This window comes from Kribbella sp. NBC_00482 (assembly GCF_036013725.1).
Lineage (GTDB): Bacteria > Actinomycetota > Actinomycetes > Propionibacteriales > Kribbellaceae > Kribbella.
This window is the reverse complement of sequence record NZ_CP107881.1, coordinates 2,158,431-2,179,755: the sequence shown is the minus strand read 5'-3', so window position 1 is coordinate 2,179,755 and position 21,325 is coordinate 2,158,431. Positions and strand designations below refer to the sequence as shown.

Sequence of the window (21,325 nt, the reverse complement as noted above, 5' to 3'; positions counted from 1 at the left end):
GTCACCGTAACCTAGTTCCCCGTGTCACCCTTTGCCGACCAGTCAGGCCCCGCCGGATCGTTGCCCGCCGCACAGCGGCGAGCCGTCCAGGCCCTGCTGGAACTCGCTCCAGTGGTCGACGAACTGGGCCACCGGTTCGCCGACGCAGGCCACGAGATCGCCCTGGTCGGCGGTCCTGTCCGGGACATTCTCCTCGGCCGGGGGAGCAAGGATCTGGACTTCACCACGTCAGCGCACCCCGACGTGATCGAGCGGTTGCTGTCCGGCTGGGCGGACCATGTCTGGGATATCGGCAAGGCGTTCGGCACCATCGGTTGTCGTAAGGGCGAGTGGGTCCTGGAAGTCACGACGTACAGGTCGGAGACCTACGATCCCACCTCGCGCAAGCCGGAGGTGGCCTACGGCGACAGCCTGGAGGGCGACCTGGCCCGCCGGGACTTCGCGATGAACGCGATGGCGGTCCGGCTGCCGTCGCGGCAGTTCGTCGACCCGTACGGCGGGATGGAGGACGTCGCGCACCAGCGGATCCGGACCCCCGGTACGCCGGAGGACTCGTTCTCGGACGACCCGCTGCGGATGATGCGGGCGGCCCGGTTCGCGGCGCAGCTCGGGTTCACGCCCGACCCGGCCGTGGTGACGGCGATGAGCGCGATGGCCGACCGGATCACGATCGTGTCCGCCGAGCGGGTCCGCGACGAGCTGGAGAAGCTGATCTGCGCCGACCACCCGCGGATCGGGCTCGACCTGCTGGTCTCGACCGGGCTGGCCGAGCACGTGCTGCCGGAGTTGCCGGCGCTGCAGCTGATGAAGGACGAGCACAACCGGCACAAAGATGTGTACGAGCACTCACTCACCGTCCTCGATCAGGCCATCGATCTGGAATCGCGGCTGTCTGTTCCGACGCCCGATTTCGTCGTTCGGTTCGCGGCACTCATCCACGACATCGGAAAACCGAAGACGCTGAGGTTCGAGGGCCCGCGGAAGGTGACGTTCCACCACCACGACGTGGTCGGGGCGAAGCTGGCCCGGAAGCGGATGAAGGCGCTGCGGTTCAGCAACGAGCAGATCGAGCAGGTCAGCAAGCTGATCGAGCTGCACCTGCGCTTCCACGGGTACGGCGACGGCGAGTGGACGGACTCCGCCGTACGCCGCTACGTCCGGGACGCCGGCGACCAGCTGGCGCGGCTGCACATCCTGACCCGCGCCGACTGCACCACCCGCAACCGCCGCAAGGCCGAGTCGCTCCGCGCCGCCTACGACGACCTGGAGGCCCGCATCGAGAGCCTCCAGGAGCAGGAGGAACTGGACGCCCTCCGCCCCGACCTCGACGGCAACCAGATCATGCAGATCCTCGCCATCCCACCCGGCCGCGAAGTAGGCGAGGCCTACAAGTTCCTCATGGAACTACGCCTCGACCAAGGCCCCCTCGGCGAGGACCAGGCCCGGGAAGCCCTGCTCCGCTGGTGGTCCGAGCGCAGCTCCTGAGAGGCTGAGGCATGGCGGAACACCCGGACCACCAGGCCTACGATCGCGCCCGCGAACTCCTGGCGCAGTACCACAACGAGGACCTGCCTGCGGACTTTGCGCGGCACACTCCGGACGCCTTCAAGGCCTTCCAGGTGACGCCGTACGAGGAGTGGCTGATCTTCACTGCCGATGGGTTCGGCAACCAGACCTTCCTGGTCAGCGATCCGATGGTGTACGAGTCGCCGGGCTGGCAGAGCTACGAGGACGCCCTCACCGAGGCCCGCGCCTTGAAAGCGGCTGGCGCAACCCGCCGCCCGCAGGAGGACTCAGAGCCTGGAGGAACGCGACTAAATCCGCTGCGCCTCTTGCGAGGCGTACGCGGTGGCGATCGTCGCCGCCGATTCCGGGTGCGGCGTGAAGGCAACTGACCCGATGGCCGCCACCGGGAGCGCCGGGTCGATCGAGTTCGTCAGGTAGGCCGCGTCGTACGTCGACAGGTCGGCAAGGCGGATCGGAATCGTCTCGAACGCCGCGAGCCCGCGCTGCAGCACCTGCTGCCGAATGCCGTTGAGGACGGGCGCGGCCGGGAACACGATCGAGGTGCCGCGGGCGAAGCAGATGTTCCAGATGGCGGCTTCGGAGAGTTCGCCTGTTGCGGTGTGGAAGACCGCGTCGTCGTAGCCGGCCTGCTCGGCGGCGTGGGCGTAGTACGTGAGGTCGAACGTGCCGGTGTGCTTGAGGTGCGGGACGGCGCGTTCGTGCTGGTAGGCGAGCAGGCGGAGCGGTCGGGTGCCGGCAGCCACCGGCGGGCCGACTCGCGTGAGTAGGTGGAGCTCGTCGTCGGCGAAGACGTTCACGCGGATCGAGAGGTCGCCGGAGCTCGCCTGGTCGAGGGCCGCGCGGAGGTCGGCGCGGACGCGCTCCTCGGGGAGTGGCCGGCCGAAGACCTCCCGCGTACTGCGGTCCAGCCGCTCGAAGTGCAGGTCCAGCCCGTCGACGTGACCGTCGCGAACCTGCATCGAGGTGAAGTGACCGTACGACGTTGCTCGCAGCAACCTCGGGTCGACCATCGGTAACAGGACGCCGTCCAGCAGCAGGAAATCGCTCACGACGTCTAGTCTCGCGGTGTGGACGTTTGGAGCATCATCGGGTGGGGCGGATCCGCGCTGGTCGTGTGGTCGTTGTTGCAGACGCGGATCCTGCGGCTACGGCTCCTGAACCTGATCGGCTGCGTGATCCTGGTCGGGTTCAACGCGGTCGTCGGCGTGTGGCCGATGGTCGGGATGAACGCGGTCCTCGCGGTCATCAACGTCGTACATCTCTGGCGGCTGCTCCGGCACCGGCACGACGAGGCGGAGTACCAGGTGCTCCCGGTGAACTCGGCTGACGCGTACCTCGGCTACATCCTGGAGCGGCACCAGAAGGACATCACCCGGTTCAACCCCGGTTTCACGCTCGCTGCGAGCCCGTACGCGTTCCTGGTCCAGCACGGCGACCGCACCGTCGGCGTCGTCCTCGCCCACGACGCGGGCACCGGCCGCGCACAGATCGACCTGGACTACGTGGTGCCGAAGTACCGCGACTTCACGCCGGGCGAGTTCGTCTACCGGCGCAGCGACGTCTTCACCGATCAAGGCTTCCGCCAGGTCATCGCCCCGCCCCGGATGCGCGACTCCACCCCATACCTGAAGAACCTCGGCTTCCACCGCGAAGGCGAAGAGCTGGTGCTGAACCTCTAGAGATCCTTGGCGTAACAGAGAGAGGCGATCTCGTTCTCGAAGGGCGGGTACGGCGGGGTCGGCTGGTAGCCGTGATTTGTGTAGAGCGCGACTGCCTCGACCTGTTTGGTGCCGGTCTCGAGGCGGAGTCTGGTGAGGCCTGCTCTTCGGGCCTGCTCCTCGACGACTTCGAGGAGCATGCGGGACAGGCCCCAGCCGCGGGCGGACGGAACGACGTACATCCGCTTGATCTCTCCGAGACCAGGCGCGACCGGCTGCAGACCGACGCAGCCGACGGGCGTCCCTTCCAGCGTCAGGACCGTGAACGCGATGTCGGGGTGCAGGCCGACGAGCGGCTGGTCCTCGCCGTACATCGCCGCGAGTTCGGCCTGTTGCGCGGTGGTCAGGGCCAGCACCTCAGCGTCGGTCGGCGGCGCCGGCCGCAGTTCCACTCCCTCGATCACCATGCCATCGGACGGTAGCAACACGGCATGACGCTCCTGTTTCCGTTTCCTCTCCGTGGTCTGATGTGCGAGTGAGGACGTTGGAGGAGATCGCCGCCGGAGTACGGGACGGCGCACTGGATCCGGTGCTGTTGGTCGAGGACGCGCTGACACGGGCTGCCGACGCGGCGGACCTGAACGCGATCGTGCACCTGGACGTCGACGGTGCGCGGAAGGCGGCCGCGGCGCACGACCGGGCCGGCGCGCTGGCCGGCGTACCCGTGCTGGTGAAGGAGATCATCGAGGTCGAAGGCCTGCCGTACCGCTGCGGGTCCGCGTCCATGGTCGAGGTCGGGCAACAGGACGCGGACGTCGTACGCCGGTTGCGTGCGGCCGGAGCGATCGTGATCGGGCTGAGCCATACGCACGAGTTCGCGTACGGCTGCACGGGTACGTCGAACCGCGTCGGACCGTGCCGGAATCCGCACGACCCATCGCGCATGACTGGTGGATCGAGCTCGGGCTCGGCTGCGGCCGTCGCGGCCGGTGTGGTGCCGTTGGCGATCGGCACGGACACGGCGGGCTCGGTGCGGATCCCGGCGGCGTTGTGCGGGGTCGTCGGCTTCAAACCGTCGTACGACACGTTGCCGACCGATCGGGTGTTCCCGTTGTCGAAGAGCCTCGACCACGTAGGTGTCCTGACGCGCACCGCAGCGGACGCCGCCTACGCCCTGACTGTGCTGGCAGGCGTGGGACCTGCGACTACCCGCAGACCCCGCCTCGGAGTAGCAACGAACCCCGAGTACCTACAGCTCGATCCCGAGTCCCGCCGCGCCTGGACTGCTGCACTGGCAGGACTCGACGCCGTCGACGTGCAACTCCCGGACTGGTCGCACAGCTTCTCGACCGCCGCCAACCTCCAAGGACCCGAAGCGGTAGCCAACCACCGCGGTCGTCCACAGGACCGGTACCAACCCGACGTCCGTCAGCGTCTGATCGAAGCGGCAGAGGTGAAGCCGGCTGACTATCGACGAGCACAGGAAGACGCCGCGACGATCACAGCCGAGCTCGACGCGGTCTTCCAGCACGTCGACGCCGTACTCACCCCGACTGTCCTCACGACCGCGCCACCGTTGGCCGCGGCCGATCTCGACGTACGCCGGCAGCTCCTCAACAACACGCGCCTGGCGAACCTCACCCGGCACGCGGCCGTCAGCCTGCCGATTCCGGCTGACGGCCTCCCGGTAGGTCTCCAGGTCATTGCTGCGAGCAACGAACAGGCGGCCGCGGTCGCGTGCTGGATCGAGGCTCAGCGGTAGATTCGTACATCGGCCAGGCTCCACCAGTTGCCGGCAGTGCCGGTCTGCGTGACTCGGACGTACCGCGCTCGCGTCGGTGGTAGGTCGATCGTCGTCAGCTGGCTGTTCGACGTACCGTCGGCGACCGTCCGCCAATGGTTCCCGTCGTTGCTGACAGCAACCGACTGGCCGTGCGCGTAGTCGCCGAGGTTCCCGCCGCTGTCCAACGCGACCTGCCGGAACGTCTGCGCCTTACCCAGGTCCACCTGCACCCACTGACCGGGTGCCTGCGCCGCCTTGCTCTGCCACACGGTCGACCCGTCCGCGTCGATCAGCAACCCGGCATCGGCTCCATTGACGCTCGCCGTCGCGCTCTGAACCGAGAGCTCATGCGGCACGTCCGCCGAAGTCCGTCCCCAGGTGTACGTCGCGATCGACCCGCCCGGCAGCTCGTACTCGAAGGACCGATCGCCGACCGCCACCGCGAACGACCGCGGCTCGTCGTTCTCGTTGTGCACCACGAGCGCCGTCGTACCGTCGGGGTTGCGGAACGCGGCCGACATCAGTTGCCCATTCCATCCGGTCGTCCCATACGACGTACTCCCGATCCGCACCGCACCCGGCTTCACGAACTTCGACAGGTGACCGATCGTGTAGTACTCCGCATCCGTCGACACCGTCCCGTCCGGCTGCAGCGTGACCAGGCCGGTGCAGGTGTCGCAGCCGCCGAGGTGCGGGCCGCCTGTCGAGTCGAGTGCGATGTTCCAGTTGACGACAGACTTCGCCCAGTTGCGCGTCGTACCGAGCATCAACGTGCGCGCGTGCCAGGTGAGCGTGCCGCGGAAGATCTGCGGCGGGGTGTCGTCGGGCCCGTGCGAGCCGGAGCACTCGGTGAACCAGATCCCCTTCGACGGGAACGCCTTGTGCAGGTCGGTCTGCTTGGACGGGTCGCCGGAGTAGCAGTGGTACGCCGTACCCGCGATCCACTTCGCCGCCGAGGTCTGCAGCAGTTTGTACGGGTAGTCGGTCTCCGGGTCCTCACCAGGCGGAGTGGAGGCGACGTCACCGGGATGCGTGGTCCAGTTGTGGTCGTACCCGAGGATCTTCGTCCGCGGGCTGACCTTCTGCAGCAGCGGACCCAGGGCGGTGATCACTGCTGCTTCCTGACGGACGGGCAGGTCGGTGCCCGGGTACGCGCTCGGCTTGCGGTTCTGCGGCTCGTTCTGGATCGAGAGGAAGTCGACCGGTACGCCGGCCCGCGTGTAGGCCTGGACGAACTTCACCAGGTAGCGCGCGTACGCGTCGTACACCTTGGGGTCGTCCTTCAGCCGGCCGCCGACGAGCGAGTCCCCGGTCTTCATCCACGCCGGCGGGCTCCACGGCGTGGCCATCACCTTGAGCGCCGGGTTGAGCTGCTTGGCGCGGCGGAGCAGTGGCAGCACCTGCTGCTCGTCGTGCGCGATGCTGAAGTTCCGCAGCCCGAAGTCCGTCTGGCCGGCGGGTACGTCGTCGTACGTGTAGTGCTCGGCCGCGGCGGTGAAGTCGGACGAGCCGACCGGCTGCCGCAGGAAGCTGACGCCGATGCCCTGCTTCGGGTCGAACAGCTTGCGCAGCGTCTGCTCGCGGTCGGCCGGGCTGAGGCGGTACAGGACACTCGCCGACGAGTCGGTGATCGAGGCGCCGAAGCCGTCCATGGTCTGGTACGTCGTCCGCGGGTCGACCGTGATCGTGGTCCGATCGCTCGCGCCGTCGTGGAAGGAGACCGGCGCGCGCTCGTGGAGCAGCTCGGCGCGGTCCGGCGTGGTGACCCAGACGTTGACCTGAGTCGTCGGGGGATGGGCCTGGGCGGGTCCGGTGAGTGACGCCACCGTGAGAGCAAGAGCGACGCCGAAGGCGGGTGTTCTCATCGCACACTCCTCTGAATGAAACAAACGTCCTCAGAGAACGCTCGGCGCTAGGGGCTGTCAAGATCTCGGAGCGTGAGGCTAGAGTGCTGAGCGTGAAACAAAGGGATGTAACAAGTGCCGCGCGGTAGAGCCACCGTGCGGGACGTCGCGGCCGCGACCGGGGTGTCGATCGCGACGGTGTCCCGCGTGCTCAACCAGCAGGGCAGCGTGGCGCCTGAGACGCGGCAGATCGTCGAGCAGGCGGTCGAAGAGCTCGGACTACGCGCGCCGGCACCCCGCGGCGGTACGGCGAAACCGGTCGACGGGGCCGTCTATGTGCGCTGCCCGTACGTGCTGACCGACTACTTCGGGCTGATCGTGTCGTCGATCGCCGAGACGCTGGACCGCCACGGTCGGCAGGTCGTTCTCAACGCCGGCGAGGCCACGCAGCAGGATCCTGCGCTCGCGAGTCTGGCGTCTCGCCGCGGGATCGGCGGCGCGATCCTGATCCTTCCGCCCGAGCCGCGCGAGGACCTGGTCCGGCTGAGCTCGCGGCGCTTCCCGTTCGTTGTCGTCGATCCGCGGACGGCGCTGCCTCGCGACATCCCGTCCGTGTCCGCGGCTCACCACTCCGGCGCTCGGCAACTCACGGCGTACCTGACGGGGCTCGGGCACACCCGGATCGGTGTGATCGCCGGTCCGCGCGAGTGGCTCGCCGCCGACGCGCGGCTGAGCGGTCACTCGGCTGCGCTCGCGGACGTCGGCATCCTGCCCGATCCGTCGCTGGTGCGGCATGTGCAGCCGACCACGGTGCATGGTTACCGCGCTGCCGGGGAGCTGCTCGACCTCGATCCGCGGCCGACCACGTTGGTCGCGTTCAACGACAAGGCCGCGGTCGGGGCGCTGCAGGCCGCTCACGAACGCGGTCTCTCGGTCCCCGCCGATGTGTCGATCGCCGGCTTCGACGACCTCGACCTCTCGCGCGCGACCAGTCCCCAGTTGACCACCGTCCGCCAGCCGCTGCAGGAGATGGGCCGGATGGCAGTCAGCCTGCTGATCCGCCTGCTGGAACGCCACGAGGTCGAGGCGCTGCACGTCGAGCTGGCAACAGAGCTCGTCGTCAGAGATTCGACCGGTCCGCGAGCAATCGACTAGAAGGCAGTGCGCAAAACGGCTCGGTTGTGGCAGGTTTTAGACATGAACCTTCGGATCGGCATTGCCGGGATCGCCATCGAGTCCAGCACGTTCTCGCCTCACCGGGCCGGCCTGGCCGATTTCGACGTACGGCGCGGTGACCACCTGATGGAGCGGTACGAGTTCCTCGGCAAGGACTGGGCGCAGGGCATCGAGTGGGTCCCGCTGCTGCACGCGCGGTCCCTCCCCGGCGGTGCGGTGCTGCCGGAGGTGTACGACGAGCTGTCGGCGGAGATCATCACGCGCCTCGAGGACGCCGGCCCGTTGGACGGGTTGTTCTTCGACATCCACGGCGCGATGAGCGTCGTCGGGCGGCAGGACGCGGAGGCTGATCTGGCTACGCGGATCCGGTCCGTGCTCGGTCCCGGCGTACTCGTGTCGGCGTCGATGGACCTGCACGGGAACGTGTCCCGCGAGCTCGGTACCGCGGTCGATCTGATCACCTGCTACCGGATGGCGCCGCACGAGGACGCGATGGAGAGCCGTGAGCGGGCGCTGCGCAATCTTGTGGAGCGGCTGCGGTCCGGGCTCGGGAAGCCGGGGAAGGCGTGGATCCAGGTGCCGGTGCTGCTGCCGGGCGAGAAGACGTCGACGCGGCTCGAGCCGGCCAAGTCGATCTATCAGCGGGTGGGCGAGATCGCGGATGAGCCCGGCGTACTGGATGCCGCTGTCTGGGTCGGGTACGCGTGGGCCGACGAGCCGCGGTGTCGTGCGGCCGTGGTTGTCACGGGCGACGACCAGGCACTGATCACCGAGCGCGCCACCGAGTTGGCCAAGGCCTACTGGGACGCCCGCGACGGCTTCGCCTTCGTCGCGCCGACCGGAACGCTGCACGAGTGCGTCACCGCTGGGCTTGCGAGTACAGCCCGCCCGTTCCTGATCAGCGACTCGGGTGACAACCCGACCGCCGGTGGTGCCGGCGACACGTCCTGGACTCTTGGTGAGCTGCTCACGATCGAGGAACTGACCGCCGGCAAGGCCACCGCGATCCACGCCAGCATCGCCGACGCCGAGGCAGTCGCCGCCTGCGTCGCGGCGGGCGTCGGGAATCCGGTCGAGGTCACCGCAGGCGGCAAGGTCGACTCCGGCCCCGCCGGTCCGGTCGAGCTGTCCGGCACAGTGTTCTCGATCTCCGAGGATCCGGTCGGCGGGACGGTCGCGGTCGTGCAGGTCGGTGGCCTGCACTCGATCCTCACCAGCCGCCGCAAGCCGTACCACCACCTCGCCGACTTCACCCTCCTCGGCCTCGACCCCGCGGCCACCGACCTGGTCATCGTCAAGATCGGCTACCTGGAACCAGAGCTCTACAACCTCGCCGCCGACTGGCTCCTGGCCCTGACCCCCGGCGGCGTAGACCAAGACCTCCTCCGCCTAGGCCACCACGGAGTACTCCGCCCCCTCTTCCCCTTCGACCCGGACATGGCCGACCCAAACCTCACCCCAGAACTCCTGCCCTCCGCCTGATCCGGAGCCGGCGGTTGGGGAGGATTTCCTACCCGGATCGGGCAGAAATCCTCCCCAACCTCACCGCGTTACAGCTTGCGGAGGAGGTGGAGGGCTTCTATTGAGTGGTCTATGAGGGCGTCGGCTGTGTAGGGGCGGGCGGGTTCGGGGAGGCCGGACCATTCGATGGCGAGGTCTTCGGTGTACGAGAGCCACGCGTGGATGCGGAGGTACTCGCGGGACGCGGGTTCGTCGGCGACCTCGGGCGTGCCCAGGTACGTGAGGATGCGCTTCGTCAGGCCCGCGCGCGTCTCGTCGTACACCTTGACGGCGAAGTCGTCGCCGCCGGCGGCGCCGCGGACGAACGAGATGTACCCCGTACGCCGACGCGTGATGAAGGCAACGAACTGCACCAGCATCTCGCGGAGCTGCTGCTCCGGCGCCAGCGTTTCGTCCGGTTTCGTGACCCGGAGCAGGCGACGGCCGGCCGCGGAGATGACCGCGAGGTAGTAGTCGCGCTTGCTCGGGAAGTAGTGGAACAGCAGCCCGCGGGAGATTCCGGCCTCGCCGGCGATCTCGTCGATGGACAACTCATGGATCGGTTTGTCGCGAAGCATCATCAGGCCGATTTTGACCAGTTGCTTCTTGCGGTCCTCCGCTGACAGTCGGTGATCCATGCTATTGAGCATTGCTTAGACGCTGAGCTACGGTCAACCCGAGAGGGAGGAGTCTTGATGGGGTTCGAACCTTCGGCCCGGGCTCAGGATCTGATCGCGCGCGTGGAGACCTTCCTGCGCAGCGAGATCGAGCCGGTCGAGGCAGAACTGCACACTGCGATCCGCACCGCCGGTGACCCGTGGCAGCCGCAGCCGATGATCAAGGACCTGCAGGCGAAAGCCCGTGACGCAGGCCTGTGGAACCTGTTCCTCCCGCCCGCGGAGCCGGGGAACGAGCAGTACGGCGAGGGCCTCAGCAACCTCGATTACGCCCCGATCGCGGAGCTGACCGGCCGGTCGTTCATCGCGCCGTACATCTTCAACTGCAACGCGCCGGACACCGGGAACATGGAGGTCCTGCTCCGGTACGGCAACGACGACCAGAAGAAGCGCTGGCTCGAACCCTTGCTGGACGGGACGATCCGCTCCGCGTTCTGCATGACCGAGCCGGACGTCGCGTCCTCCGACGCCACCAACATGCAGGCGACCGCGGTCCTCGACGGCGACGAGGTCGTGATCAACGGCCGCAAGTGGTGGAGCACCGGCGTCGGCCACCCCGACTGCCAACTGCTGATCTTCATGGGCCTGACCGATCCCGACGCCCACCGGTACGCGCGTCACACCATGGTCCTCGTCCCGCGCGACACCCCGGGCGTGAAGGTCGAGCGCCTGCTCCCCGCGATGAGCAGGTACGACGAACCGCACGGCCACGGCGAGGTGTCGTTCACCGAGGTCCGGGTGCCGGCCGCGAACATCCTGGTCGGACCGGGCAAGGCGTTCGAGATCGCCCAGGGCCGGCTCGGCCCGGGTCGCGTGCACCACTGCATGCGGCTGGTCGGCCTGGCCGAGAAGGCACTCGAGCTGGCCCTGCAGCGCGGCACCAGCCGGACCGCGTTCGGCAAGCCGCTCGTCAACCTCGGCGGCAACCGCGAGCGGATCGCGGACGCGCGGATCGCGATCAACCAGGCACGGTTGCTCGTGCTGCAGACGGCGTACCTGCTGGACACGCAGGGGCTCGCGGGCGCGTTGAGCGAGGTCAGTCAGATCAAGGTCGCCGTACCGCGGATGGCGCAGGACGTCATCGACATGGCGATCCAGTTGCACGGCGGCGGTGGCCTGTCCGACGACTTCCCGCTCGCGGCCGCGTGGACGAGCGCCCGCGCGTTGCGGCTGGCCGACGGGCCCGACGAGGTGCATCGCGGGGTGATCGCGAGGATCGAGCTCGCGTCGCACCTCGCACCCGTTCAGGAGGCCAAGTGAGTCGGGTCCTCGTCACCGGTGCGGCCAGCGGGCTCGGTGCCGCGCTGGCCACGCGGTTCGTTGCTGAAGGCCACCAGGTGCTCAGCACGGACATGGCCGAGGACGGTCCCGACGACGGTACGACGTACCTGAAGCTCGATGTCCGCAGCCCGGACGACTGGGACGCGGCGGTCGCGTGGTGCGAGCAGAACTGGGACGGCCTGGACATCCTGGTGAACAACGCCGGGATCGCGACCGGCGGGCGGATCGACGTCGAGACGCTCGACGAGTGGGACCGGGTCGTCGACATCAACCTGATGGGCGTGGTCCGCGGCTGCCGCGCGTTCGTGCCGCTGTTCAAACGGCAGCGCTCCGGGCAGATCGTCAACACCGCGTCCGCGGCGGGCCTCGTCCACCCGCCGATGATGAGCTCGTACAACACGGTGAAGGCCGGCGTCGTCGCGCTCTCCGAGACGCTCTCGCACGAACTGCATCCGTTCGGCGTGCACGTGTCGGTGGCCTGCCCGTCGTTCTTCCGGACCAACCTCGCGGACTCGATCCGCGGCGCCGACAGCGCGATGGGTGCGACCGCGCGACAGCTGATCGAGAAGTCGCCGCGGTCCGCGGACGACATCGCGGCCGCGGTCATCGAGGGGATCAAGAAGAAGCGGTTCCTGATCATCCCCGACCGGCCGGCCCAGCTCGCCTACCGGACCAAGCGGTTCGCGCGTCCGCTGTACGACCGGCAGATGCGCAAGATCGCGGCACGAGCGCGGCAGCGGTCCGAGGGCAAGGATGGGTGATGGCGCGCGGGCGGTCCGCGAGGAGGACGCGTTCGACGTGCCGGCGGTCGACACCTGGCTCCGTGCGCAGACCTCGTTGCCGGACGCACTTCCCGAGGTCAAGCAGTTCACCGGCGGCGCGTCGAACCTGACCTATCTGTTGACGTATCCAGGCCATGACCTGATCCTGCGTCGCCCGCCGGCAGGAACGAAGGCGAAGAGCGCGCACGACATGGGCCGCGAGTACCGGATCCAGGCAGGCCTCAAGCCGGTGTTCCGGTACGTCCCAGAGATGGTTGCCCATTGCAAAGATGATGGGGTGATCGGCTCCGAGTTCTACGTGATGGAGCGGGTCGTCGGGACGATTCCCGGGCATCACGCGCTGGGCGTCGACCTCACTCCGACGCAGACCCGGCAGCTCGGCTTCACGTTGATCGACACGCTCGCCGAGCTGCACGCCGTCGACCCCGCGGCGGCCGGGTTGTCGGATCTTGGCCGTGGTGCGGGGTACGTCGAACGCCAGGTCACCGGCTGGTCCGAGCGGTACCGCAAGGCGAAGACGTGGAACGTGCCGAGCTACGAGCGGGTGATGGAGTGGCTCGCCGCTCATCAACCGGACGACGTACGCATGTGCGTTATCCACAACGACTTCCGGCTCGACAACGTCGTACTGGCGCCGGACGATCCGCTGCGGGTGGTCGGCGTACTCGACTGGGAGCTAGCAACGCTAGGGGATCCGTTGATGGATCTCGGGGGTGCGCTCGCGTACTGGGTGCAGGCCGACGACGATTGGGCGTTCCGCCGCTTCCGCCTGCAGCCGTCCGATGCGCCCGGCATGATCACGCGGGACGAGATCGTGGAGTACTACGTGAAGCGGTCCGGGCTCGAGGCGCGGAACTGGGCGTTCTACGAGGTGTTCGGGCTGTTCCGGCTGGCGGTGATCGCGCAGCAGATCTACTACCGCTACCACCACAAGCAGACCCGCAACCCGCGGTTCAAGAACTTCTGGCTGCCGGTGAATCTCCTCGAGCGGCGCTGCCGCAAGATCATCCGGCAGGCGTGAGTGGCTGTCATCTACCTGATTCGGCACGCGCAGGCTTCGTTCGGTGCGCGCAACTACGACAAGCTGTCGGAGTTCGGTGAGCAGCAGGCTGCGCGGCTGGGTCAGACACTCGAACAGGTCCAGCCGGAGCTCGTGATGTCCGGTTCGATGCACCGGCACCAGCAGACGGCATCACTGGCGGGATTCACCGCGCAGGTGGATCCGGGGTTCGACGAGTTCGACCACCAGGAAGTGCTCGTCGCGCACAAACCGGCGTACAAGCGGCACACGGTGATGGTGGCCGACCTTGCCCGCACCGGGAACCCGAAGCGTGCCTTTCAGGACGTCTTCACCGCGGCGACCCAGCGCTGGATCAACGGTGGCGACGGGTACACCGAGACGTTCCAGGCGTTCTGCGACAGGTCCGAGGCAGCGGTACGACGGACTGCCGAGCGGCTCGGGAAGAGTGAGACGGCGCTCGTCTTCACGTCCGGCGGGCCGATCGCGGCCGTGGTGGGCCGGCTGCTGTCCGGTGGCGACGGGCTGTGGGCGAAGCTTAACCCGGTGACGATCAACACCGCGATCACCAAGGTCGTGTCCGGTCGCAGCGGGCTGACTGTGGTGAGCTACAACGAGCACGTCCACCTCGGTGCCGACCTGCTGACATACAGATAGGACTCCTGATGCGGCGGAACATCCTGATCACCGGCGCGAGCTCCGGCCTCGGTGCCGAGATGGCCCGGCAATTCGCGGCGAAGGGCCACAACCTGGCGCTGACCGCGCGCCGGACCGAGCGGCTGGACGCGCTCAAGGCCGAGCTGACCGAGCGTTGTCCACAGGCCACGATCGTTGTCCACAGCCTGGATGTGACGGACCACGACGAGGTGTTCAAGGTGTTCCGGGAGATCGACGCGGAGCTGCCGCTGGACCGGATCGTCGTGAACGCCGGACTCGGCAAGGGCGCGCCGCTCGGCACCGGCCGGTTCGATGCCAACCGCGACACCGCGCTGACCAACTTCGTCGGCGCGCTCGCGCAGGCCGAGGCGGCCATGGAGCTGTTCCGGGCGCGGAACGCCGGTCACTTGGTGCTGATCGCCTCGATCTCCGCGCTGCGCGGGTTCCCCAAGACGGTCACGACGTACGCCGCGACGAAAGCCGGGCTCGCCTCGCTCGGGGAAGGTCTGCGGCTGGAGCTGCTGGGCAGGCCGATCAAGGTCAGCACGATCTATCCCGGCTACATCCGGTCCGAGATGAACGAGCGGGTGGAGAACGCGCCGTTCATCGTCGACACCGAGCCGGGCGTGCGCGCGATGGTCGCCGCGATCGACGCGGAGAAGGCGAAGGCGTACGTGCCGGCGCGGCCGTGGTGGCCGCTGGCCCAGGTGATGCGGTTCGCACCGCTACCGCTGCTGAAGCGGATGATCTGAAGGCGCTGGTCACGCCACGCGAGCGCTCACCCGGGATCGGCGGACCTCGACGACGCCGAACCAGATCGCCCAGGCAGGGTAGGCGACGTACGTCCCCAACCAGCCGAGCTGACCGATCCAGATCCAAGCCGGCGCGGAGCCCATGTCGTCGAAACCGAGAACGATCCCCGGCGCCATGACGAGGCCGAGGGCCATCAGTGCACCGGTGGCAATCCCGAGCGATCGGAGTCCCCTGGGCATCGCCGGATCACTGAGGTTCAGAGCCAGCAGCCACGTCCCGATTCCGGCGAAGCCCAGGCTCGACACCAGCCCGGCGAGGAAGAACCCGGTCTCCTGGGACATCACTAACCAGGAACCCACCACTGTGAGGGCCCCGCCGAGCGCTGCCCCTCCGACGGCGAGGTCGCTGATCCGGCCCCGAATTCGATGCCGAAGCCGCCACGCGAGAGCAGCGCTCAGTACGCCGGTCAGGGCGTTGCCGGTGTCGTTGATCTCCCCGAACGGATCGCCGACGCTGAAGTACGTCGCAAGCAGCGCCGCACTGCCCGCGGACACCGCCCCGGTTGCGATGGCCAGTAGACCCGTGAGCTGTCGTCCCGTGCCTTTCATGTCCCGTCCTCCCCTGAATTCGAGTATTATTTGACTGCCACCAACAGTCAATAGAATGGGGAGGGCGTTGACCCGGCAGTACAACCTGGGGAGGCGGGCCGCCCCGAAAGCCGAGACCCGGTCGCGGATCGTCGCCGCCGCGCTCGAGGTCTTCCGGGATCACGGCGTCGCCGGCGCCTCGAACCTGGCGGTCGCCCGGGCGGCAGACGTCGCTCCGGCCACCGTTCGCAACCACTTCCCGGAGCCGGACGATCTGGCCACGGCGGTGTTCGCGGAGATGCTCGCCGAGCTCCGGGTTCCGGCCGCCGGGATCTTCGACGGCCTCGCGACCGTTCGCGAACGCGTCGAGCGACTGGCCCGCGAGTTGGCGGCGTTCTACGAGCGGAGCCGGCCGTGGTGGCGGGTGTACGAGCGCGAGCCGGACCTCATCCGTGCATGGGGCGGCGGCGTCGATCAGTACTACGCCGACGTCGAGGGCCTGATGCGGACCGCGCTGGGTGAGCTGTCCTCGGACGAGCGGTCGGTTGCGGTCGTCACGTCGGTCATCGGGCCGCCGGCGTACTTCGCCCTGCGGGAGCGCGGCCTGAGCACGGACGAAGCCGTTGACCTGACGCTGGAACTGGCGCTGCCCTGGCTCGAACGGCGCGCCGACGCGCGGTGACGCCAGCTCTTGGCACGGCGTGTCCTGGAGGGCGAGGCGCCAACCTCGGCGAGCCAAGAGGATGATGATCGGCATGCGTTGGGGTCTGACTGTCCCGCTGACCGGCGTACCGCTGCGGGATCACCGCGCGCTGGTCTCGGAGCTGTACGAGTTGGGGTACACGGATCTGTGGTCGGCGGAGGTGGCCGGCGCGGATGCGTTCACGCCGCTGGTGCTCGCGTCCGAATGGGATCAGCAGTTGCGGTTGGGGACAGCTGTCGTACCGGTGCACACGCGCGGCCCGGCCGCGCTCGCGATGAGTGCGGCGGCGTTGGCGGATCTCGCGCCGGGGCGGTTCGTGCTCGGGATCGGGGCGTCGTCGGAGACGATCGTGACCGGGTGGAACGGGATCGCGTACGACCCGCCGCTGGCGCGGACCCGCGACGTACTGCGGTTCCTGCGGCAGGCGTTCGCGGGGGAGAAGGTCGACGGGGAGTTCGACAGCTTCACGATCCGGCGGTTCCGGCTGGAGAAGGCGCCCGACGTACCGCCCGCGATCATGCTCGCCGCGCTTCGCCCGCAGATGCTGCGACTGGCCGCGCGCGAGGCCGACGGCGCGATCACCAACTGGTTGTCGGCGGACGACGTACGCCGGGTTCGCGAGGAACTCGGTCCGGACAAGGAACTCGCCGCCCGCATCTTCGTCTGCGTCACCGAGGACGCCGAGATGGCCCGCAACATCGGCCGCTTCCTGATCGCGACGTACCTGACCGTGCCCGGGTACGCCGCCTTCCACGACTGGCTCGGCCGCGGCGAGATCATGAAACCGATGCGCGACGCCTGGTCCACCGGCGACCGCAACGCGGCGATGGCCGCCATCCCCGAAGACCTCATCGACGCCCTGATAGTCCACGGCACCCCCGCCGAATGCCGATCCCACATCAACCGCTACGTGGACAACGGCCTAGACACCCCCATCATCGCCACCCTCCCCACCGGCACCCCCCTCCTGGAAACAGCCCGGTCGCTCGGCGGTTAGCGGGTGGTGGTGATTTGGAAGGCTTGGACGCAGAGGGGCGCCGGATCGCGTTGGTTGATGACCAGGACTCCGGTGACGGCTGCGCCTTTGGAGGTGCCTGACAGGGGGATGACGAAGGTCGGCGGCTGACCGGCGGGGGTGCCGGTGGTGAGCTTGGTTGGCGGGCCGACCAGGGTGCGCATCAGCAACGGGATCAGTTGTTCCGAGCCGTCGCAGGCGAAGGCGGCTGCGCCCTTGGAGTTGTTGGCGTTGAGTTGGGTGACGAATCGGCGCGCGAGAGCGCTCGCGCCAGCGACGCCCTTACCCGCAACACTCGGCCGCGCGGTGGTCGGGCGCACGGCAGTTGGGCGTGCGGTGGTTGGCTTCGCGGCGGTGGGCTTCGGGTTGCCGGCGGCGGCGCGTGGTGAGGTGGCGGCGCTGCCAGGTTCGCGGTCGGTCGTGCGGTAGTCGCTCACGAGGCGGTAGGCGAGTACGCCGACGGCGCCGATGGCAACCAGCACGAGGACGACGATCAGCACGATGATCAGCCCGGCGCGGTTCTTCCGCGGCGGCTTCCCGTAGGTCGGCGCCGACTTGTAGTCGCCCGACTGGGGCTGCCAGTTGTCGTTCGGGCCGGAAGGCGGTGAGCTCACACGCTCAGTGTGGCAGCGCGATCAGCTCAATCGATGCTCTCGCAGCCACATCGTTGCGCGCCGGTTGGAGGCTCGGGAGAGCCAGGCGTCCTGGATGACCTCGGTCAGTTCCTGCTTGGTGAGTTCGCCCAGCCGGCCGGCCCGGACGAGGACCGAAGGGTGCCCGTCGAAGTGCGGGGTGGAGAAGAACGGGTTCGAGTCGTCCGACAGCAGTGCGAGCTTCTCGTTCTCGGACTCGACCCAGATCATGATCACGTCGTCGTACTTGTCCCCGCTCACCGGGTCGACCGCGTCGGGCCGCGGCGTACGGAAGAACACGAAGGACTTCCCGCCGACCTGATACACAGGCCGATCCGTCCCGTCGTCACGCTCCCACTTGGTGACATGCGGCATCCCCGAGGCAACGTCATGCACATCCGCCACCCGGGCCCTCCGCGCCACCATGCCCCGAGTCTAGGGTTGCCGACTCTCGGGGCATCGCACCCCAACCGGGGGCTCGGCACCTGGTATTACCTGTCCCCAGTCACCAGCGCCTGTCCCCACTCTCCGCCGGTCAGCCTCCGTCGAGCAGACGACGGGTTATCCGGCTCCTGCCGCATCCGTGGGTGGTTTGCTCCCGGCCGGTGCCCGCGGGTGCCGTGCGTGGCATGAGCTGGTACGCGGATCTGGGGATGATTTCCTGCCCGATCCGGGAACAAAACCTCCCCAACCCAACCCCCAGCTTCCCAGCTGACCTGGTGACGGCGATGGGGCGGTTGTTGGTGGAGGGTTTTGCTGCGAGAGGGCCAGAAACACTCCACCGATGTACGGGAAACCCTCCACCAATGCAGACGGGACCGCGATCAATGGCCGGCAGACAGCGGGGGCCGCGGCGGGACGTTCGGTTCGGCCGGAAGCCCTGACCCGCAACCGGCCGAGCCTACGGATCAGTCAGAAGAGCCGGTTATCCCCTCGGGTTGTGGGTTCTCTACCGATACAGGAGGGGAGAAACCTGCACGCGAGGGGATAACCCCGGCTGTGCCGCCGTACCCCAACTGGGGGCGGTGCACAGCAAATAACCTGTGCATCGCAACCAGGTCGGGTGCGGCGGTATCGGAGGTGGGGCGTCAGTTGGCGGGGAGCCAGAGGGTGAAGGTGGAGCCGCTGTTGGGGTTGCTGGTGACGGTTACTTGGCCTTGGTGGGCTTCGGTGAGGTGTTTGGTGATGGCTAGGCCGAGCCCGCTGCCGCCGGTGGTGCGTGTGCGGGAGACGTCGGCGCGGTAGAAGCGGTCGAACACGTGCGGAAGGTGTTCCGGCGCGATGCCGACGCCGTTGTCGGTGACGGTCAGGTTGAAACCCGCTCTGCCGTCAGACTCCACTGGCCGTACGCCGACCACGACATGGCCACCCGTCGGCGTGTAGCGGATCGCGTTCGACACCAGGTTTCCCAAGGCCTGCCGGATGCGCGCGCCGTCGACGACCGCGACGGAGGTGTCGGCGGCCGAGGCGGTGAGGGTGACCCCTGCCGTGTCGGCGGCAGGCCCGTGCGCGGAGACGACCTGCTGGACGAGTTCGGAGAGGTCGCGTGGTGCCGGGTGCAGGCGCAGCATGCCGGCGTCGGCGAGGGCTAGGTCCTGAAGGTCGGCGACCAGGTGCTCGAGCAGCCCGGTCTCTTCGAGCAGCGACGTGACCAGCGACTGATCGAGCGGTACGACGCCGTCCTCGGACGCAACCAGGTATCCCTTGATGTTCGCCAGCGGTGTCCGCAGCTCATGCGCGACGTCGCTGACCATCGCCTTGCGCTGGAAGTCGTGTCGCTGGATCGATTCGGCCATGTCGTTGAACGCATGCCCGAGCCGTGCCACCTCGTCCTTCCCGCTCACGGGCACGCGCGCCGCGTGGTCCCCGTTCCGCATCCGCTGCGTCGCACCCGTCAACGCCACGATCGGCCGGACCAGTCGACGCCCGGCGAAGACCATCACCAGCGCCGCGATCAGCAGCACACCGAGCGCGGTCGCCGCCGTCCGCAGCAGTCCCTCACCGGAGAAGACGTTGAACGTGCTCTTCGCCCCGAGGTACAGCTTCGCGGGCGGGGCGACGTACGGCGTCAACGCCTGGACGCGGGCCTGGGTGGTGCAGTCGATGAACTTGTCGGTGAAGTCGCCCTTGGCCAGGGGCTCGACGGACTTCAGCCCCCCGAAGTCGTTGACCTGGTACTTGATGCTCGCGGCATCGAGGCAGGCGACCGCGCGCCGTACCTCGTCGTCGTTGACGATCTTGGCCTTGGCGCTCGGGGCGTACAGTCCGGGCTGGTAACAGCTGTCGTCCTTCGACGAGATGCCGGGCTTCTCCATCACGCGCGCGCCGGCGAGCGACTCCGTCGACTCGATCATCACCTGCGGAACCGCCCCGCCGGTCTCCGCGACGGTCGCGGGCTTGCCTTTCGCGGTGTAGCAGTCGGCTGCCTGCTGGGCGAGCTTTGCCTGGCTCCGCTGCTCCTCCTCGGTCAACCCCCAGTCGGGGGCGCCCACGAACGGCGGGATCGCGTTCGCGGTCGTCGCGAACCCACCTGCCGCGCCGGCCGCCACGGTCTTACGGACGGTGTACATACTCATCGCGCCCGAGACGCTGGCCAGCTTCGCACCACCGGAGTTCCGGACGTCGATGGTTGCTGCCGGCACCGACGGGAGTTCGGGAGCGGCGCCGAGCATCCGGGCCGAGTCCGCGATCACCGAGCCGTCGTCGGCGGTGACCGCGACCCGGCGCCCGAGTTTGTCGGCCAGTTCGTGCACGAGTTTGTCCACACCCGACCAGGTCGGATGATCCGCGGCGTACTTCGACAGCTGGCCGTAGATCTCGCCGTCGACCTGCAGTTGCCCCGTGTTCGCGTCGATCTCGCCCTGCAGCTTCTCCGACGTGCTGTACGTCGCGATCACCGCGGTGGCGATCACGGCCCCGAGCGCGACCGCGAGCGACAACGCGAGGAACCGGACCAGCACGCTACGACGCATGGCTGACCGCCTTGTCCGCGAGTTTGTACCCCACGCCGTACACGGTCTTCAGGTACGCCGGTGCGCCCGCGGACGGCTCGATCTTCTTCCGCAGGTTCATCACGTGTACGTCGACGGTCCGGTCGAACACGTAGTGGTCGAAGCCGAACGCGTGCTCGAGCAACTGCTGCCGCGAGAACGCCCGTCCCGGCGAGGCCGCCAGGCAGGCGAGGATCTTGAACTCGGCCGGTGTCAGCTCGATCAGCTCCCCGGTCAGCCGGACCTCGTGCCGGCTCGGGTCGATCTCGAGCTCGCCGACACGGTACACCTCACCTTCTGCTCTACTTCGGGTCCGACGCAGTACCGATCGGACTCGCGCGACCAGTTCGCGCGGGTTGTACGGCTTCGTCAGGTAGTCGTCCGCGCCCAGGTCGAGCCCGAGCAGCAGGTCGTCCTCGGTCGAGCGGGCGGTGAGCATGATGATGGGGATATCGCCATCTGCGCGCAGCACCCGGCAGACGTCGAGACCGTCGACCTTCGGCATCATCACGTCGAGCACCAGCAGGTCCGGGCTGCGCCGGCGGGCCTCGTCGATCGCCTCCCGGCCGTCGTGGACGACGACAGTCAGGTGCCCTTCCCGTTCGAGGTACCGCCGGATCAGCTCCGCCTGCTTGAGGTCGTCTTCGGCGACCAGGATCCGGGCTGGCATACCCATCAATGTCCCTGAACTTGATGAGAATCCGATGAAGATCGACTGAGAGCATCGGGTGCAAACGGGACC

At 68.2% G+C, this 21,325-nt stretch carries 22 protein-coding genes; 13 read left to right on the top strand and 9 right to left on the bottom strand.

Features of this window, described 5'->3' with window-relative positions; genetic code table 11:
- Nucleotides 1–21 precede the first annotated feature (21 nt).
- Together OHB24_RS10965 and OHB24_RS10960 are read left to right on the top strand one after the other, a co-directional pair.
- On the top strand, nt 22–1,485 hold the full coding sequence (locus OHB24_RS10965; RefSeq protein WP_442913962.1) for a CCA tRNA nucleotidyltransferase: 1,464 nt from the start codon (nt 22–24) through the stop codon (nt 1,483–1,485).
- Between the two features lie 11 nt (nt 1,486–1,496).
- Nucleotides 1,497–1,895 carry a hypothetical protein gene (locus tag OHB24_RS10960; RefSeq protein WP_327638865.1) on the top strand — a complete coding sequence of 133 codons (399 nt, stop codon included), beginning with the start codon at nt 1,497–1,499 and terminating at the stop codon, nt 1,893–1,895.
- On the opposite strand, the gene OHB24_RS10955 is transcribed toward OHB24_RS10960, so the two are convergent.
- Nucleotides 1,815–2,576 (bottom strand): aminotransferase class IV, encoded by a 762-nt coding sequence (locus OHB24_RS10955; RefSeq protein WP_327638864.1) that lies wholly within the window; start codon nt 2,574–2,576, stop codon nt 1,815–1,817. The genes OHB24_RS10960 and OHB24_RS10955 overlap by 81 nt on opposite strands.
- A gap of 18 nt (nt 2,577–2,594) precedes the next feature.
- On the opposite strand from OHB24_RS10955, the gene OHB24_RS10950 reads away from it, so the two are divergent.
- Nucleotides 2,595–3,206 (top strand): hypothetical protein, encoded by a 612-nt coding sequence (locus OHB24_RS10950; RefSeq protein WP_327638863.1) that lies wholly within the window; start codon nt 2,595–2,597, stop codon nt 3,204–3,206.
- On the opposite strand, the gene OHB24_RS10945 is transcribed toward OHB24_RS10950, so the two are convergent.
- Complete coding sequence (locus tag OHB24_RS10945) at nt 3,203–3,652, bottom strand: GNAT family N-acetyltransferase (protein ID WP_327638861.1); 450 nt, start codon at nt 3,650–3,652, stop codon at nt 3,203–3,205. The genes OHB24_RS10950 and OHB24_RS10945 overlap by 4 nt on opposite strands.
- A gap of 68 nt (nt 3,653–3,720) precedes the next feature.
- On the opposite strand from OHB24_RS10945, the gene OHB24_RS10940 reads away from it, so the two are divergent.
- Nucleotides 3,721–4,947, top strand: coding sequence for an amidase (locus OHB24_RS10940; protein ID WP_327638860.1), 1,227 nt, complete (start codon nt 3,721–3,723; stop codon nt 4,945–4,947).
- On the opposite strand, the gene OHB24_RS10935 is transcribed toward OHB24_RS10940, so the two are convergent.
- Nucleotides 4,938–6,833: a discoidin domain-containing protein gene (locus tag OHB24_RS10935; protein ID WP_327638859.1), complete on the bottom strand. Its 1,896-nt coding sequence runs from the start codon at nt 6,831–6,833 to the stop codon at nt 4,938–4,940. The two genes, OHB24_RS10940 and OHB24_RS10935, sit on opposite strands and share 10 nt — an antisense overlap.
- Before the next feature lie 114 nt (nt 6,834–6,947).
- Here OHB24_RS10935 and OHB24_RS10930 point away from each other — a divergent pair, with 114 nt between their 5' ends.
- Nucleotides 6,948–7,967 carry a LacI family DNA-binding transcriptional regulator gene (locus OHB24_RS10930; RefSeq protein ID WP_327638858.1) on the top strand — a complete coding sequence of 340 codons (1,020 nt, stop codon included), beginning with the start codon at nt 6,948–6,950 and terminating at the stop codon, nt 7,965–7,967.
- Between the two features lie 42 nt (nt 7,968–8,009).
- Nucleotides 8,010–9,470 carry a M81 family metallopeptidase gene (locus OHB24_RS10925; RefSeq protein WP_327638857.1) on the top strand — a complete coding sequence of 487 codons (1,461 nt, stop codon included), beginning with the start codon at nt 8,010–8,012 and terminating at the stop codon, nt 9,468–9,470.
- Between the two features lie 68 nt (nt 9,471–9,538).
- Here OHB24_RS10925 and OHB24_RS10920 read toward each other — a convergent pair whose 3' ends face one another.
- The gene (locus OHB24_RS10920; RefSeq protein WP_327638856.1) at nt 9,539–10,126 is read right to left on the bottom strand and encodes a TetR/AcrR family transcriptional regulator; all 588 of its coding nucleotides are present in this window, start codon (nt 10,124–10,126) and stop codon (nt 9,539–9,541) included.
- Between the two features lie 57 nt (nt 10,127–10,183).
- On the opposite strand from OHB24_RS10920, the gene OHB24_RS10915 reads away from it, so the two are divergent.
- From OHB24_RS10915 to OHB24_RS10895, 5 genes are read left to right on the top strand one after another with little or no spacing between them, the layout of a single operon-like run.
- A complete protein-coding gene (locus tag OHB24_RS10915) occupies nt 10,184–11,425 on the top strand; it encodes an acyl-CoA dehydrogenase family protein (protein WP_327638855.1) in 1,242 nt (413 codons plus the stop codon).
- On the top strand, nt 11,422–12,207 hold the full coding sequence (locus OHB24_RS10910; protein ID WP_327638854.1) for an SDR family NAD(P)-dependent oxidoreductase: 786 nt from the start codon (nt 11,422–11,424) through the stop codon (nt 12,205–12,207). Before OHB24_RS10915 ends, OHB24_RS10910 begins: the two co-directional genes overlap by 4 nt.
- Complete coding sequence (locus tag OHB24_RS10905; RefSeq protein ID WP_327638853.1) at nt 12,200–13,249, top strand: phosphotransferase family protein; 1,050 nt, start codon at nt 12,200–12,202, stop codon at nt 13,247–13,249. Before OHB24_RS10910 ends, OHB24_RS10905 begins: the two co-directional genes overlap by 8 nt.
- Nucleotides 13,250–13,903, top strand: a complete 654-nt coding sequence (locus OHB24_RS10900; RefSeq protein WP_327638852.1) for a histidine phosphatase family protein — start codon at nt 13,250–13,252, stop codon at nt 13,901–13,903. It abuts the gene before it with no gap.
- 8 nt (nt 13,904–13,911) lie between these two features.
- Complete coding sequence (locus OHB24_RS10895; protein ID WP_327638851.1) at nt 13,912–14,655, top strand: SDR family oxidoreductase; 744 nt, start codon at nt 13,912–13,914, stop codon at nt 14,653–14,655.
- Between the two features lie 9 nt (nt 14,656–14,664).
- Here OHB24_RS10895 and OHB24_RS10890 read toward each other — a convergent pair whose 3' ends face one another.
- Nucleotides 14,665–15,264, bottom strand: a complete 600-nt coding sequence (locus tag OHB24_RS10890) for a hypothetical protein (protein ID WP_327638850.1) — start codon at nt 15,262–15,264, stop codon at nt 14,665–14,667.
- Nucleotides 15,265–15,319: 55 nt separating this feature from the next.
- On the opposite strand from OHB24_RS10890, the gene OHB24_RS10885 reads away from it, so the two are divergent.
- Nucleotides 15,320–15,925 (top strand): TetR/AcrR family transcriptional regulator, encoded by a 606-nt coding sequence (locus OHB24_RS10885; protein WP_327638849.1) that lies wholly within the window; start codon nt 15,320–15,322, stop codon nt 15,923–15,925.
- Nucleotides 15,926–15,998: 73 nt separating this feature from the next.
- Nucleotides 15,999–16,943 (top strand): LLM class F420-dependent oxidoreductase, encoded by a 945-nt coding sequence (locus OHB24_RS10880; protein WP_327638848.1) that lies wholly within the window; start codon nt 15,999–16,001, stop codon nt 16,941–16,943.
- Here OHB24_RS10880 and OHB24_RS10875 read toward each other — a convergent pair.
- From OHB24_RS10875 to OHB24_RS10860, 4 genes are all read right to left on the bottom strand, one after another.
- Nucleotides 16,940–17,575, bottom strand: a complete 636-nt coding sequence (locus OHB24_RS10875; protein WP_327638847.1) for a hypothetical protein — start codon at nt 17,573–17,575, stop codon at nt 16,940–16,942. The genes OHB24_RS10880 and OHB24_RS10875 overlap by 4 nt on opposite strands.
- Before the next feature lie 21 nt (nt 17,576–17,596).
- Complete coding sequence (locus tag OHB24_RS10870; RefSeq protein ID WP_327638846.1) at nt 17,597–18,019, bottom strand: MmcQ/YjbR family DNA-binding protein; 423 nt, start codon at nt 18,017–18,019, stop codon at nt 17,597–17,599.
- 662 nt (nt 18,020–18,681) lie between these two features.
- Nucleotides 18,682–20,565: a sensor histidine kinase gene (locus OHB24_RS10865; protein ID WP_327638845.1), complete on the bottom strand. Its 1,884-nt coding sequence runs from the start codon at nt 20,563–20,565 to the stop codon at nt 18,682–18,684.
- Nucleotides 20,555–21,253: a response regulator transcription factor gene (locus OHB24_RS10860; RefSeq protein WP_327638844.1), complete on the bottom strand. Its 699-nt coding sequence runs from the start codon at nt 21,251–21,253 to the stop codon at nt 20,555–20,557. The genes OHB24_RS10865 and OHB24_RS10860 overlap by 11 nt, the downstream gene beginning before the upstream one ends.
- Nucleotides 21,254–21,325 lie beyond the last annotated feature (72 nt).

What these genes read in the sequence shown, in the direction of transcription:
- OHB24_RS10960 (WP_327638865.1), top strand. Translation starts at nt 1,497, where the DNA reads ATGGCGGAACACCCGGACCACCAGGCCTACGATCGCGCCCGCGAACTC.
- OHB24_RS10945 (WP_327638861.1), bottom strand. Translation starts at nt 3,652, where the DNA reads ATGGTGATCGAGGGAGTGGAACTGCGGCCGGCGCCGCCGACCGACGCT.
- OHB24_RS10935 (WP_327638859.1), bottom strand. Translation starts at nt 6,833, where the DNA reads ATGAGAACACCCGCCTTCGGCGTCGCTCTTGCTCTCACGGTGGCGTCA.
- OHB24_RS10925 (WP_327638857.1), top strand. Translation starts at nt 8,010, where the DNA reads ATGAACCTTCGGATCGGCATTGCCGGGATCGCCATCGAGTCCAGCACG.
- OHB24_RS10920 (WP_327638856.1), bottom strand. Translation starts at nt 10,126, where the DNA reads ATGGATCACCGACTGTCAGCGGAGGACCGCAAGAAGCAACTGGTCAAA.
- OHB24_RS10915 (WP_327638855.1), top strand. Translation starts at nt 10,184, where the DNA reads ATGGGGTTCGAACCTTCGGCCCGGGCTCAGGATCTGATCGCGCGCGTG.
- OHB24_RS10905 (WP_327638853.1), top strand. Translation starts at nt 12,200, where the DNA reads ATGGGTGATGGCGCGCGGGCGGTCCGCGAGGAGGACGCGTTCGACGTG.
- OHB24_RS10895 (WP_327638851.1), top strand. Translation starts at nt 13,912, where the DNA reads ATGCGGCGGAACATCCTGATCACCGGCGCGAGCTCCGGCCTCGGTGCC.
- OHB24_RS10890 (WP_327638850.1), bottom strand. Translation starts at nt 15,264, where the DNA reads ATGAAAGGCACGGGACGACAGCTCACGGGTCTACTGGCCATCGCAACC.
- OHB24_RS10885 (WP_327638849.1), top strand. Translation starts at nt 15,320, where the DNA reads ATGGGGAGGGCGTTGACCCGGCAGTACAACCTGGGGAGGCGGGCCGCC.
- OHB24_RS10880 (WP_327638848.1), top strand. Translation starts at nt 15,999, where the DNA reads ATGCGTTGGGGTCTGACTGTCCCGCTGACCGGCGTACCGCTGCGGGAT.
- OHB24_RS10870 (WP_327638846.1), bottom strand. Translation starts at nt 18,019, where the DNA reads ATGGTGGCGCGGAGGGCCCGGGTGGCGGATGTGCATGACGTTGCCTCG.
- OHB24_RS10865 (WP_327638845.1), bottom strand. Translation starts at nt 20,565, where the DNA reads ATGCGTCGTAGCGTGCTGGTCCGGTTCCTCGCGTTGTCGCTCGCGGTC.
- OHB24_RS10860 (WP_327638844.1), bottom strand. Translation starts at nt 21,253, where the DNA reads ATGCCAGCCCGGATCCTGGTCGCCGAAGACGACCTCAAGCAGGCGGAG.